This window comes from Agrobacterium vitis, assembly GCF_014926405.1.
GTDB classification, from domain to species: Bacteria; Pseudomonadota; Alphaproteobacteria; order Rhizobiales; family Rhizobiaceae; genus Allorhizobium; species Allorhizobium vitis_H.
The window spans coordinates 739286-752724 of the sequence record NZ_JACXXJ020000005.1 but is presented as its reverse complement, the minus strand read 5'-3'; the positions used below and the strand labels follow the sequence as shown (position 1 = coordinate 752724).

Below are 13439 nucleotides of genomic sequence, written 5' to 3'. Positions count from 1 at the left end.
GCCTTAGATGCGAAACATTCCGTCAGCCTTGGTGCTTTCCTGAAGGAAATGGCACGTTGACCAAGCAATGTCTAATTCCCGGTTGACCACCACGGTTCCCGTCGATTGCGGTATAACTACACAAACAGGCGACGAAGCCCGCCAGCATAGACCCGGCGCAACCTGCGTCACCTTGTTTTTTCGTTTGACCGTGATTCCCACAATTTATCGATACGTCAAGCCTTTTAAAGCGATTGTGCCTGTTGATATCGCGAAAAAACCATTCATCTCGCTCTACGCTCCTTATCCAAACGCCTCCACACGCGCCTCAAGCGGCAGGGAGCCATTCAATCGTCACGTCATTAACCTGTCCTTTGGGAACATCCTTTCGGGACAGGCACGGCCTCGATCTCAGGAACTTCACCCGGTTTGAACTGAAATCTAGGCACTCACGCCGCCGATACAAGGGGCGCGGTTGGTATCTGCCATAACAAAGCTTGCAAAACCGTTATGAATTGTGACCATAAGCCGGTCCCTTGACGCGGCCCGACATCACGCCAAAGCCATCGATGATCGCTTCCTGGTTCTCCATCCGAACGATTTCCAGCTGCACTTCCTGCAAAACCGACATCAGCCCATCAATCCGCCCGGCGTCATCGGCTTCGGTCGCCTCGGCAATCTCGCGTTCCAACTCGATGCGCTGGCGGCGCAGCGCCTTGGCGCGCTTATGCAGGGACAGTGCCTGGGTATAGCCCTCGCGGGCATCTTCCAGCGCCGCCACCGTGGTTGCCGTCCACAGCCTGGCATTGCGGATCTGCTGGTCCAATGCCTTCAACAGCGTATCGAAACCACTTGCCGTCAGCCGTTCGGACAGATCTTCGCGGGTTAGCTGCGCCCCGGTTTGCGCAACCGCCGTCAGCACCGCAGGCCAAAGCCTTTGCAGATCGCGACTGTCGAAATCGATGCAGGAAATCTCGTCATAATCCTCCTGCAACAATTGCGGATGATTGACGATGGTAAGCGCCAGCACGCTTTCGCGTAGGCTTGGCTGGTCATGGCTGCGGCTGACCATGCCCGACCGCGTCAGCCGGTCGGAGGCCACCGTACTGCCGGGACGCTGGCCACCCGGCGCGCCGCGACCGCCCGCCCCGTTTTGAAAACGGCCAGCGCCGGGCCGGTTGCCGGCAAAGCCACCACCACCCCGCTCGAAATTGCCGCGCCCGGCGCGAGCCGTCCCCTGCCCCTGGAAGAACCCATAGAGCCGGTCACGGACATTCTGCTGATAGTGGCGGCGCACATTCTCATCGGCAATGATATTGACGATCTGCTTTAACCGCGCCTCCAACTCGGCACGCTGCTCTGGCGTATCGAACCGGCCTTGGCCTGTTTCGCGTACCCAGACCATCTCATCCAGCGAGCGGGCCTCGGCCAATACCCGGTCAAAAGGCGCGCGACCATCCTGCTTGACCAGATCGTCAGGGTCCTTGCCATCCGGAAGCATGGCAAAGCGGACGCTCTTGCCGGGCTTCAGATGCGGCAGGGCGAGATCGACGGCGCGAAACGCTGCGCGTTGCCCGGCACCGTCGCCATCGAAACACAGGACCGGCTGCGGCGTCATTTTCCACATCAGCTCCAGCTGGTTTTCGGTCAGCGCCGTGCCGAGTGGCGCAACGGCATTTTCGACGCCCGCCTGATAAAGCGCGATCACATCCATATAGCCTTCGACGGCAATGATCGTCTCTGCCCCATCGGCACCCTGAAGCGTCCGCCTGGCGCGGGAGAAATTATAGAGGACATTGCCCTTGTGAAACAGTTCCGTCTCGTTGGAATTGAGATATTTGGCTGGCGCATCCGGCGACATCGCCCGACCGCCAAAGGCAATCACCTTGTCGCGGGAAGACAGAATCGGAAACATGATCCGGTCGCGGAAACGGTCATAGGAGACCGGAATATCCGGCCCATGCACCACCAGCCCACAAGCCTCGATCTGCTCCTTCGGCACGCCTTTGCCAGCCAGATGTTCCTTCAGCGCGTTGCGGCTTTCCGGCGCATAGCCCAGCCGGAAGGTCTCGATGGTGCGGCCCGAAAGCCCGCGCTCCCGCAGGTAGGCCCGGGCCTTGGCGCCCTGGGCTGCTTGCAGCTGGTCCTGGAAAAACAGCGTGGCCATTTCCATGACGTCCTGAAGGCTGGTGCGCTCGCGCTCACGCTCTATGTCGCGCACATCCACCTTGGGCATGGCGATACCGGCCATGTCGGCAATCCGCTCGACCGCCTCTGGAAAGCTCAAGCCTTCCAGATCGGTCAGAAAGCGAAAATGATCGCCGGACACCCCGCAGCCGAAGCAATGGTAACGGCCCTTGCGATCCTCACAGTGAAAGCTCGGGCTTTTTTCGCCGTGAAACGGGCAGCAGGCCCAGTAATCGCCGCGCGACACGTTGGTTTTCTTGCGATCCCACGGCACACGCGCGCCAATCACGGCCGAAATCGGCACGCGGTCGCGGATCTCGTCGAGAAAGTCGTTTGAAAAGCGCATTGGGCAACCTTGAGGAATGATCTGGTTATATAGGAGGTATGAAAGACAAGCGCCACGGCTTTCATGGAATGTACCCGCTATTCACATGCGCTTCCCCCTTTGCGCCTTCCAAGCTCCAGCGTCTCCAATCCCTTTCCGGCCTTTCGCCCATCATAAGGGCACATCCCAGTCGACAATGAGGGAAATCACCGGGCCTCAAAAAGAGACAACGGCTCCGGATGAGCGAGTGTCGGGATTGACATTAAGCCCACGCCCGATATTTTATCGATAATTTTTTAAAATAGACAAAAAATTGGAGACGACATGGACATTTCTCTTCTTTCTCGAACCAATAAGAATAAATTTTCAATTTTTATCGATAAAATAATAGTTGTGTCAGCCGGTGTGCTGCTGATGACCTTGGCTGCCAAAGTGCAAATCCCCTTCTGGCCGGTCCCAATGACACTGCATACCTTTGCGGTGATGGCGTTCGCGCTGATGCTTGGGCCGCAGATGTCGCTGACCATCTTCACCACCTACCTGGCCGTCGGTGCTGTTGGTGCGCCCGTGTTTTCCGGCTCTCCGGAACGCGGCATCGGCCTTGCCTATATGATGGGGCCAACCGGTGGCTATCTTGCCGGATACTGGCTTGCGGCGTGGCTAACCGGTTTGATCGGCCATGGACGCGGGCTGGCGATGCACCTTGTTGCCAGTTTTGCTGGTCTGGCATTGGTCTATGCGGCAGGTCTCGCATGGCTTGTCTTCTTCGTTCCTGCCGCAACACTGCTGACCGTTGGCCTCCTGCCCTTTCTGGGCGGCGACGTGGTGAAATGTGTGCTTGCGGCGCTGATCGCCAGCCAGTGGCCACCAAAGGCAAAACGCCAGCAGGAGACGGAGCAATGAGTGGGGCGGCGAGCGAAATTCGCCATGACTGGAGCGTGGAAGAGATCGTCACCCTTCACAATCTGCCCCTTCTGGAATTGATCGGCCATGCCAACGCTGTCCATGGCCGCCACCACGACCCGAATGCCGTGCAGAAGGCAAGCCTGCTGTCGATCAAGACCGGCGGTTGCCCGGAAGACTGCGCCTATTGCCCGCAATCGGCCCATCACCGGGAGGTGAAGCTGACAAAGGATCGCCTCATGCAGCCGGAGAGCGTGCTGGCGCTTGCAAAGCGAGCAAGGGATGCCGGTGCCGAGCGCTTCTGCATGGGAGCCGCATGGCGGCAGGTGCGCGATGGCAAGGAGTTTGACGCGGTACTGACCATGGTGCGCGGCGTCCGCGATCTCGGCATGGAAGCCTGCGTGACACTTGGCATGCTGGAAAAGCATCAGGCTGAGAAACTGGCCGAGGCCGGATTGACGGCTTACAACCATAATCTGGACACCAGTCCCGAATTTTACGGTGAGATCATCACCACCCGCAGCTATGCAGACCGGCTGGAAACCCTGTCCATCGTCCGCTCTTTCGGCATCGACCTCTGTTGCGGCGGCATTATCGGCATGGGCGAAACCATCCGCGATCGCGCCTCCATGCTCCAGGTGCTGGCATCCATGCACCCGCATCCCGAAAGCGTACCGATCAACGCGCTGGTGCCTGTGGAGGGGACGCCGCTTGCCGCCATGCCGCGGATCGATCCGCTGGAGCTGGTGCGCATGGTGGCGACGGCGAGGATCGTCATGCCGAGATCCACGGTTCGCCTGTCGGCTGGGCGTTCGACATTAAATCGGGAAGCGCAAATCCTCTGCCTGGTCTCCGGTGCCAATTCAGTCTTCTACGGTGATACGCTGCTAACCACGCCCAATGCCGGAATAGGTGAGGACGAGGCGCTGTTTGCCGCCATCGGCCCATTGCCACACGAGGCTGTGCCACTCGCCGCAGAATAAAGAAAAGGGGAAGCCGCTATAGATATAAAGCGCAGTAGCGACCCGTTGTGCGCCATCTATGGCGCACAACGCTGTATGCGGAGGCTTCAGCCTTACTTCGTCAGCAACTCCTTCACCAAGCCGGACGCCTTGGCGAAATCCATCTGACCGGCATAGCGTTCTTTCAAAGCGGCCATCACCTTGCCCATGTCGCGCACGCCTTCGGCGCTGATTTCGGTGATAATGCCGGAAATCGCTTCGCGGACTTTATCGTCATCCATCTGCTCGGGCATGAAACCCTTGATGATCGCCACTTCCTCGCGCTCCTGGGCGGCAAGCTCGGGGCGGGCATTGTCTTCGTAAATCTTCGCCGATTCCTCACGCTGCTTCACCAGCTTGGCCATCAGCTGGAGGATGTCGTCGTCGCTGGCCTCATCCTTGCCCTCGCCGCGATTGGCGATATCGCGGTCCTTGATGGCCGATTGCACCAGGCGGATGGTGGAAAGCCGGCGGCTATCCTTGGCTTTCATCGCTTCCTTCAGCGCAGTCGTCAGATCCTCGCGTAGCATGTCTTCATCTCCTTGGGTGACTGTGGAGCCCCTGGCCGCCGTTCAAACGGCATCGCGGCTCGCTTCAGGCGTGGTGATACCCCTCCCGGAGGTTCCGCGCAATGCGGGGGTCTTTCAAGACTTCAAGGGAAAACACCTCTTTTACCTGAGGAACAATTGACCCGGCCCACGCTTCTCGTCTATGTACCATCGCCTGCACAGACATCGACATCAGGTTCCCGCACGCGCATCTTTTGCTGCGCGAGGAGCCTTGGCACACTTAGATACTGGCACACACAGATAGCCACGCGCCGCCGGTTTGCATCGGCCGGGGCAAGCGGCTGGAAAAGGAACGGATATGACCGCAACATCGCCATTGCCCACCGCAGCCTGGACAACAACCAAGCCGACAGCGCTTCTGGTTCTGGCTGACGGCACCGTCATCGAAGGTCAGGGCGTCGGCGCCACCGGCGATGTTCAGGCCGAGGTGTGCTTCAACACCGCGCTGACCGGCTATGAGGAAATCCTCACCGATCCCTCCTATCTCGGCCAGATCGTTACCTTCACCTTTCCCCATATCGGCAATGTCGGTACCAATGAGGAAGACATTGAAGACCTGACGCCCGCCGCCCGCCACGGCGCGGTCGGGGTGATCTTCAAGGCCGACATTACCGAACCATCCAATTTCCGCGCCACCAAGCATCTCGATGCCTGGTTGAAGGCACGCGGCATGATCGGCCTGTCAGGTGTCGATACGCGGGCACTGACCGCCTGGATTCGCGAAAACGGCGCGCCGAACGCCGTCATCGCCCATGACCCGAACGGCAATTTCGACATCGAAGCGCTGAAGGCCAAGGCCAAGGCCTGGAGCGGGCTGGAAGGTCTCGACCTTGCCAAGGTCGCCTCCTCCGGCCAGTCCTCGACCTGGGGTGAAAAGCCCTGGGTCTGGAACGAAGGCTTTTCCGAACTGGCTGACAAGGATGCCGATTATCACGTCGTCTGCGTGGATTTCGGCGTGAAGCGCAATATCCTGCGGCTGTTTACCGGCCTGAAATGCAAGGTCACCGTTGTGCCCGCCAATACCAGCGCCGAAGATATCCTAGCGCTGTCGCCGGATGGCATTTTCCTCTCCAACGGCCCCGGCGATCCGGCGGCAACCGGCGAATACGCCGTGCCGGTCATCAAGGAATTGATCAACACCGACATCCCGTTGTTCGGTATTTGCCTTGGCCATCAGATGCTAGGTCTGGCGCTGGGCGCCAAGACAGAAAAGATGCATCAGGGCCATCACGGCGCCAACCATCCGGTCAAGGATTTCACCACCGGCAAGGTGGAGATCGTATCGATGAACCACGGCTTCGCGGTGGATTCGAAGTCCCTGCCGGAAGGCGTTGAAGAGACTCATATTTCGCTGTTCGACAACACCAATTGCGGCCTGCGCCTGACCGGCAAGCCGGTGTTTTCTGTCCAGCATCACCCGGAAGCATCGCCCGGCCCGCAAGACAGCCACTACCTGTTCCGCCGCTTCATCAACATGGTGCGCGAGAAGAAGGGCGAACCGGCTTTGGCTGAACGCTGAACCACAGATAATAGCCCATAAAAAACATAAGCCGACCAATCACTTGGTCGGCTTATTTGATTCTCATGCAGAGCCTTATGACAAGACCAGAAAGCTTTACCGGCTCATCATCCTCATCTCGTGGCGCAGGCGCAGCCAGAACCGCAGCCCCATCATGACGGCGGCGCTGGAAAGCCCGATCAGGAAACCGAACCAGACGCCAAGGCCGCCCATCCCCAAGGGAAACGCCATGAACCAGGCCAGGCCAAAGCCAATTGGCCAATAGGAAATCAGCGCCAGGACCATCGGCACGCTGGCATCCTTCAGGCCACGCAGCAGCCCGGTGGCAACCGCCTGCATGCCATCCACCAGCTGGAAGATACCGGCGACCACCACCAGCGGCGCTGCATAATCCAGCACCGCCGCCGCATCGCCGCGGCCCCGATCGAGGAACATTCCGCTCAATTCATTGGAGAAAAAGAAGAACAGCAACCCGCCGATCACCGAGATCAGGGCTGCCATGCAGACAACCGTAATAGAGGCCCGCACCACATCGGTAAAATCGCCGCGCCCATGGGCAACGCCGATCCGCACGGTGGCGGCCTGCGCCAGCCCCAGCGGGATCATGAAAGCGATGGAGGCCAATTGCAGGGCAATGCCATGTGCAGCCAGTTCAATCGTGCCAATGCTGCCCATCAACAGGGAGGCAGCCGTAAACAGGCTGACTTCGGCCAACACCGTCACTCCAATCGGCAGGCCAAGCTTGATCACATCGCGCAACGCATCCCAATCGGGCCGCCAGAAGCGCACGAACAATTCGTATTTCCGGGTGACACTGTTGAAATGCAGATAGAGACCCATGGTGATCATGGCGAAGACGTTGACCGAAACCGCCACCCAGGCAGCCCCCAGAATGCCGAAAGCCGGAAAGCCGAAATGGCCCAGCACAATGCAGTAGGCCAGGGCGGCATTCAGCACCAACGTGGCGATGGTGATATAGAGGACGATCTGCGCCCGCCCTATAGCGCTGACCAGCGCCCGCATCACCGCAAACATCAGCGCCACTGGCAGGCTCAGCCACATGATGCGAATATAGCTTGAGGCAAGCTCGACCACCTGCGGCACCTGCCCCAGGGCCAGCAGCACATCACGCGAGTAATGGAAGAGCGGCCACGTCACCACGCTATAGGCAAGCGACACCCACAGACCCATGCGAATGGAGCGGCGTGCCAGCCGCACATCGCCCTTGCCATAGGCATTGGCCACCATCGGCATGACCGCGATAGAGAAACCAGAACCGAAAATGAACACCGTGAAGAAGAATTGCCCGGCCAGCACCAAAGCCGCCAGCGACTCGGCTCCGAGACGGCCGACAATCACCACATCGGTCGTGTGGATTGCCAGCTGCGCCAGTTGCGCACCCGCCAGGGGAATGCCCAGCGCCAGCGTGGCGCGAACATGGCTAAGCCAACTTTCAATGGGCGCGTCAATGCGCTGGGACGAGGCATAAGTCATGAGAACTTCCAAAACGAAAAAAAGCCGCTTCCAGTCAGGCTGGACGAGCGGCGGGATTTCAGCATCGTATACCGGACATGGCGCATACAGGTCAGCTGCAATGCATATTTTCTTCTCAACCGACGTTTTTCTGCTCAACCGACGGCGGCGTGAGGAAATAATATGCAATTGCCTCGGTACGTCAAAGCCGTGACGTTTTCAAGACACAAGCAGATGCTTCAGAAAAACTCGTCGTCTCATCACAGTTGTTGATGGGCGATCAACCGGGATCGCCATGCTGGCGGATATAATCGACGAAAACCCGCAAGGGTACGGGCATGTGGCGACGGCTGTGATAATAGAGAAAAGGACCGGAAAACTCGTCTTCCCAATCGGTCAGCACCCGCTCCAGCCGTCCGGCATTCAAATCCTCGATCACGAAGTCCTCGAATGTGCCCATCATGCCTAGTCCAGCCCGCACCGCGGCCAGTTCCAAATCGACTGTCTCGGCGATCAGCCGGGGTGGCGGGGAGACATTGATCGCCTCACCCTCGCGTTCGAAATGCCATTCATTCACCCGGCCACTGTTGAAACGATGCAAAATGGAGCGGTGATGGATCAGGTCTCGCGGATGTTCCGGTCGGCCATACTGGGCAAGATAAGACGGGGCTGCCACGCAAACATAGCGCTGGCGGCGCGGGCCAATGGGAACCGCGATCATGTCCTGATGCAGCGCCTCTTCATAGCGAATGCCCGCATCGCAGCCTTCAGCCAGCACGTCAATCAGCGCATCATTGACCGTCACCTCCAGCAAAATGTCTGGATAGGCAGCCAGAAAGCCGGTCACAATCGGCGGCAGCACACAGCGGGCGACGATACCCGGCACGTTAAGCCGTAACCGTCCGAAGGGGCGCTCGCGAAACTGGTTGATATCGTCAAGTGCCAGCTCGATATCGGCCAGCGTCGGCGACAACCGTTCCAACAGCCGCGCTCCGGCATCGGTCAGGGTCACGCTGCGGGTGGTGCGGTTCAGCAGCCGCACGCCAACCCGCGCCTCCAGCCGCCGCATCGCCTCGCTCAATGACGAGGCCGAAACACCGCGCAACTTTCCGGCTGCCCGGAAGTTTCTCAACCGGGCAATGGTGGCGAAAGCATCGAGATCGGCCAGCGGTAGATCACTCATTGTGCATAATTCCAAACAACGCATGCGGAATAAACAGGATTATCGCACAAAACCAAACAGCGTAAACCTGTTTTCAGACAGACAGCAGAAAAGGAAACTGGATATGCAAACGGTAAAACTTGGAAAATCCGGCCCTCAGACCTCGCGCCTTGGATTAGGCTGCATGGGCATGTCAGGCATGTATGGGCCTTCCGACCGCACGGAAAGCCTCGCTACCCTGCACGCCGCCATAGATGCCGGGGTAACGCTGATCGATACCGGCGATTTCTACGGCATGGGCCACAACGAAATGTTGATTGGTGAAGGGTTGAAGGGCGGCCTGCGCGACAAAGTGCAAATCAGCGTCAAATTTGGCGCTCAGCGCGACCCGGCCGGCGGCTGGATCGGGTACGACGCACGCCCATCAGCGATGAAGACGGCGCTGGCCTACACGCTGCAACGGCTGGGCACCGACCATATCGATATCTACCGCCCGGCCCGGCTCGATCCCAATGTGCCGATCGAGGAAACCATCGGCGCCATCGCAGAGATGGTCCAGGCCGGCTATGTCAGGCATATCGGCCTGTCGGAAGTCGGCGCAGATACCATCCGTCGGGCAGCAGCCGTTCATCCGATCGTTGACCTGCAAATCGAATATTCGCTGATATCCCGCGGCATCGAAGATCAGATCCTGCCGACCTGCCGTGAACTCGGCATCGGTGTTACCGCCTATGGGGTTCTGTCGCGCGGTCTGATCAGCGGCCACTGGACCGCACCGACGGCGCCAACGGATTTCCGTAGCCAAGGCCCACGCTTCCAGGGCGAGAATGCCGACCACAATCTGGCGCTCGTCGAAGCCCTGACGCAGGTCGCGACATCAAAAGGCATGACAACAGCGCAAGCCGCCATTGCCTGGGTGCTGGCCAAGGGCGAGGATATCGTACCTTTGATTGGTGCTCGCCGCCGCGACCGGTTGAAGGAATCGCTTGGCGCGCTCGACTTTACCCTGTCACAGGAGGATATCGCCGCCCTCGAGGCGGCAGTCCCCAAAGGCAGCGCCGCCGGTTCCCGCTATGCAGAGGCGCAGATGGCGCATCTGGACAGCGAGAAGTAGCCACCATCAAATCGGGCCGGAAAAGGTGTCGCAGGCATCCATCCGGCCCTGGTCATAGCCCTTTTTGAACCATTTCATCCGCTGTGCGGCGGAGCCATGGTTGAAACTCTCAGGCACGACATAGCCCTGGGAACGCTTCTGAATCGTATCGTCGCCAATCTGCTGAGCTGCATTCATCGCTTCCTGAAGATCACCAGCGGATAACAATCCCTGCTGGTCGGCCTTCCGGCCCCAGATCCCGGCAAAACAATCGGCCTGCAATTCGACACGGACCGACATCCGGTTGGCGTCGGCAGCGCTTATCGAGGCGCGCATCTCGTTGAATTTCGGCAGAATCCCGGTCAGGTTCTGCACGTGATGGCCGACTTCATGGGCAATCACATAGGCCTGAGCAAAATCGCCTGATGCCTGGAACCGTTTGGAAAGCTCCGTGAAAAACGCGGTATCGAGATAGATACGGCGATCTCCAGGGCAGTAGAACGGCCCGGTCGCAGCAGAGGCTGCGCCACAGGCAGAGGGATATTGACCGGAAAACAGCCGCAGCTTCGGCATTTCATAGGTTGCGTCGCGCTCTTGAAATGCGGTGGTCCAGACATCCTCGGTAGACGCCAGCACGCGGCTCACGAATACTTTCATGTCCGCCTGTTCTGGCGTGTCACTGACCTGCTGCTGCGAGGAGGATGGCGCGGACCCACTGCCCTCCTCCAGCAATTGCAACATATCGATGCCCATCAGGCGAAGACCGAAATAGATCAGCACCAGAACGATGATGGTTGAAAAACTCAAACCACGCCCGCGGCTGCCAATCGGCAGCCGGATGCCCCGCCGGCCAAAGCCGCCGCCGCCTGATGCACCCCTGACATCCTCGACATTTTCGGACTGACGACGCCCATCCAATTCCATCGGTTCTCTCCCCGGCCGCATATGCAGAACGCTTATGTTCAGCAAAAACTGCCGCCGTGCAACAGCAACGGCGGCAGGCTGGTAACGGATTGGGGCCAACAGTGTTCCAAACACTCTTAAGCTCAACAGTGTTCCAAACACTGGGTTTGAAGAAAAAACCGGTCAGGTCTTGGCGAACATATAGGCACCCCCACGTTCCAGGGCGCGCTGATAGGCCGGCCTGGCGCGGATTGTGGAAAGATAGGAACGAAGGACTGTAACATCGCCCGTATCGCCGGAAATCGACAGCACCGATTCCACCGGGAAGCTCATGGCGATATCGGCGGCGGTAAAGTCCGGCCCGGCAAAATAGCCGTCCTTGCGTAATTCCGTCTGCCAGAAGGCCAGATGTTCGCCGATCTGCGGATCGATCATCTTGCCGCAAACGCCATCGGAGATCCGCTGGGCCACACCGCGCAACAAAAACGGCATCTGCTTGGACAACCGGGAGAATACCAGCTTCATCACCAGCAGGGGCATGGCCGAGCCTTCGGCATAATGCAGCCAGTAACGGTAGCGCAGGAAAGCGTCGCTGCCCGGTGCCGGACGCAAAACCGTCTTGTCATTGGTATCAGCGCCATAAGTGTCGATCAAATATTCGATAATGGCACCGCTTTCGGCGAAGATCCGGCCCTCGTCTTCGATGACAGGTGATTTTCCCAGCGGATGCACGGCCTTCAATGCCGCCGGGGCATGCATATCAGCACCGCGCTTGTAGGTTTTCACCTCATAAGACAATCCCAGCTCTTCCAGCAGCCAGAGAATGCGGTGCGCCCTGGAATGCTCCAGATAATGGACGGTAATCATCGGCAGGTCTCCTGGCTTATATCGGTTGCCTGGGCAGATAGGCCGCAGCCAGAGCATTTCCAGGATAAGTGTGAAACGGTTTTACGTCCGCAAAGGTGATGATTGAAAAAATGTCTCATGAAAATACCTTGGATTTTTAAAATCTGCTGTCATGCCCCTGGCATTTGCCAGAACAGGCACGGGACATGACGAAAATCAGGCTGCACCCCTTGCCCTGGCAAGTCGATATCCAATTTTGCAACCCTGACAGTGCATTAAAAAATGCCATTCGCCTTGAAGGCGCCACTAAAAAGGGGCAGCTAGGGGAAATGGTCGAGGACGGCGTCCGTTTCCCATAAATTCCCGTGGGATCAAATAGTTAAACAGTCGTCTTGTTGAGAATTTCTAAAAAAAACCGAGGCCAGAGAAGCATAGGAATGTCGCAAAACGGCGGCAGACTCTGTTTGCGAAAAGCATAAAAACCCCATGGCATCGATCTGGAAAAGCCAACAGGGTTTTAGATACCTGCGACGCGAAAACGGTACAATATCGTATTGCTTAACAGTCGTTTTTTTCACTCGATATTATCCTGCAATACGATCAGTTCTTCGAAATGTTTCATGTCGTTAAAGGCACAGAAAGCCGGAGGATCAAGGGCGATATCCTCAAATTGCTCCAGGAATTCTTCTCGCGCCGTCTCCAGCATGGCCTGCCACTGAAAAAGGGCCGCCTCGGAAAATGGCCTGATGACATAGGCAAAGGTGATATGAAATTCGTAAGTCTCATGGTCTGGATGGCGATAGCCGAACAGATCCGCCAACCTGTCACGCCACTGGGCCAATGCCCGGCGATCCGCCTCACCCACTGGCTCCAACCGAAGCCCCGTCGGGAGCATCCGGGCAATCTTCATGCGAAAATCTGGCCCGGGCGCAAAATATGTCAGCCGCTGCGCGAGGATTTCCGTCATGTCGTCGATTGGCGCATCCAGCGGCAGATCCTTTGGCCAGAAAGCGGCGGTGCGCCGATATTCGATAATGCCCTGAAACAGGGTCATATGCAGGCTGGAGGCAGGGGTAACGGCCAGGTGGTCAGCCTCCGGCATTTGCTTGTAGCGCTCCTGCAAGGCGACAATCGCCTTCTGGCTTTCACTTCCCGGGCGAAGATGACAAACAATGGTGTTGCCCGGTTCGGGTAGGAAATTGCCTTCAGCATCGAAACGGATGCCGAGATGTTTCGATGGTCCAGGGCGGCCAGCCGCAGAGAAACGAATGAGGTCGCACGACAGTTGCGTCTGCGGCATGAGGGCCATCTCCTTTGAAACCGAACAGGTTTTCTACAGCGCCTGCGCAAATGGCATGTGACAAACGGGTCCATTTTTCACGGTAATATCCCAGGGGAAATTGCCGGACCACATCCCCGCCGCGCCTGCCCTTCACTTATCCGTAGAAAAAGCGAAAACGGGGGTTCCGCTGATCGCCA

11 protein-coding genes are annotated in these 13439 nt (G+C 58.2%); 4 read left to right on the top strand and 7 right to left on the bottom strand.

Features of this window, described 5'->3' with window-relative positions:
* Positions 1-487 precede the first annotated feature (487 nt).
* The gene (dnaG, locus tag IEI95_RS14540; RefSeq protein WP_156534555.1) at positions 488-2512 is read right to left on the bottom strand and encodes a DNA primase; all 2025 of its coding nucleotides are present in this window, start codon (positions 2510-2512) and stop codon (positions 488-490) included.
* A 309-nt stretch (positions 2513-2821) separates the two neighbouring features.
* On the opposite strand from dnaG, the gene IEI95_RS14535 reads away from it, so the two are divergent.
* Together IEI95_RS14535 and bioB are read left to right on the top strand one after the other, a co-directional pair.
* Positions 2822-3394, top strand: coding sequence for a biotin transporter BioY (locus IEI95_RS14535; RefSeq protein WP_488656269.1), 573 nt, complete (start codon positions 2822-2824; stop codon positions 3392-3394).
* The gene (bioB, locus tag IEI95_RS14530) at positions 3391-4377 is read left to right on the top strand and encodes a biotin synthase BioB (RefSeq protein WP_194416608.1); all 987 of its coding nucleotides are present in this window, start codon (positions 3391-3393) and stop codon (positions 4375-4377) included. The genes IEI95_RS14535 and bioB overlap by 4 nt, the downstream gene beginning before the upstream one ends.
* 92 nt (positions 4378-4469) lie before the next feature.
* Here the strand turns inward: bioB and IEI95_RS14525 are convergent, their stop codons facing one another.
* The gene (locus tag IEI95_RS14525) at positions 4470-4925 is read right to left on the bottom strand and encodes a GatB/YqeY domain-containing protein (RefSeq protein ID WP_015916652.1); all 456 of its coding nucleotides are present in this window, start codon (positions 4923-4925) and stop codon (positions 4470-4472) included.
* A 337-nt stretch (positions 4926-5262) separates the two neighbouring features.
* Here IEI95_RS14525 and carA point away from each other — a divergent pair, with 337 nt between their 5' ends.
* Positions 5263-6483: a glutamine-hydrolyzing carbamoyl-phosphate synthase small subunit gene (gene carA, locus IEI95_RS14520; RefSeq protein WP_070164242.1), complete on the top strand. Its 1221-nt coding sequence runs from the start codon at positions 5263-5265 to the stop codon at positions 6481-6483.
* A gap of 96 nt (positions 6484-6579) precedes the next feature.
* On the opposite strand, the gene IEI95_RS14515 is transcribed toward carA, so the two are convergent.
* Positions 6580-7977 carry an MATE family efflux transporter gene (locus IEI95_RS14515; RefSeq protein WP_194416607.1) on the bottom strand — a complete coding sequence of 466 codons (1398 nt, stop codon included), beginning with the start codon at positions 7975-7977 and terminating at the stop codon, positions 6580-6582.
* 259 nt (positions 7978-8236) lie between these two features.
* Positions 8237-9139: a LysR family transcriptional regulator gene (locus IEI95_RS14510; RefSeq protein ID WP_194416606.1), complete on the bottom strand. Its 903-nt coding sequence runs from the start codon at positions 9137-9139 to the stop codon at positions 8237-8239.
* Between the two features lie 103 nt (positions 9140-9242).
* Here IEI95_RS14510 and IEI95_RS14505 point away from each other — a divergent pair, with 103 nt between their 5' ends.
* Entirely contained in the window at positions 9243-10232 is a 990-nt protein-coding gene (locus IEI95_RS14505) for an aldo/keto reductase (RefSeq protein ID WP_194416605.1), read from the top strand.
* A 6-nt stretch (positions 10233-10238) separates the two neighbouring features.
* Here IEI95_RS14505 and ypfJ read toward each other — a convergent pair whose 3' ends face one another.
* From ypfJ to IEI95_RS14490, 3 genes are all read right to left on the bottom strand, one after another.
* A complete protein-coding gene (gene ypfJ, locus IEI95_RS14500; RefSeq protein WP_194416604.1) occupies positions 10239-11135 on the bottom strand; it encodes a KPN_02809 family neutral zinc metallopeptidase in 897 nt (298 codons plus the stop codon).
* A 162-nt stretch (positions 11136-11297) separates the two neighbouring features.
* Positions 11298-11981 carry a glutathione S-transferase gene (locus tag IEI95_RS14495; protein ID WP_194416603.1) on the bottom strand — a complete coding sequence of 228 codons (684 nt, stop codon included), beginning with the start codon at positions 11979-11981 and terminating at the stop codon, positions 11298-11300.
* 553 nt (positions 11982-12534) lie between these two features.
* Entirely contained in the window at positions 12535-13269 is a 735-nt protein-coding gene (locus IEI95_RS14490; RefSeq protein WP_156536968.1) for a DUF1868 domain-containing protein, read from the bottom strand.
* Positions 13270-13439: the final 170 nt, after the last annotated feature.

Bases quoted from the DNA above. Each gene is read 5' to 3' on its own strand.
- dnaG (WP_156534555.1), bottom strand. From the start codon at position 2,512: ATGCGCTTTTCAAACGACTTTCTCGACGAGATCCGCGACCGCGTGCCG.
- ypfJ (WP_194416604.1), bottom strand. From the start codon at position 11,135: ATGGAATTGGATGGGCGTCGTCAGTCCGAAAATGTCGAGGATGTCAGG.
- bioB (WP_194416608.1), top strand. From the start codon at position 3,391: ATGAGTGGGGCGGCGAGCGAAATTCGCCATGACTGGAGCGTGGAAGAG.
- IEI95_RS14490 (WP_156536968.1), bottom strand. From the start codon at position 13,269: ATGGCCCTCATGCCGCAGACGCAACTGTCGTGCGACCTCATTCGTTTC.
- IEI95_RS14525 (WP_015916652.1), bottom strand. From the start codon at position 4,925: ATGCTACGCGAGGATCTGACGACTGCGCTGAAGGAAGCGATGAAAGCC.
- carA (WP_070164242.1), top strand. From the start codon at position 5,263: ATGACCGCAACATCGCCATTGCCCACCGCAGCCTGGACAACAACCAAG.
- IEI95_RS14495 (WP_194416603.1), bottom strand. From the start codon at position 11,981: ATGATTACCGTCCATTATCTGGAGCATTCCAGGGCGCACCGCATTCTC.
- IEI95_RS14510 (WP_194416606.1), bottom strand. From the start codon at position 9,139: ATGAGTGATCTACCGCTGGCCGATCTCGATGCTTTCGCCACCATTGCC.
- IEI95_RS14505 (WP_194416605.1), top strand. From the start codon at position 9,243: ATGCAAACGGTAAAACTTGGAAAATCCGGCCCTCAGACCTCGCGCCTT.
- IEI95_RS14515 (WP_194416607.1), bottom strand. From the start codon at position 7,977: ATGACTTATGCCTCGTCCCAGCGCATTGACGCGCCCATTGAAAGTTGG.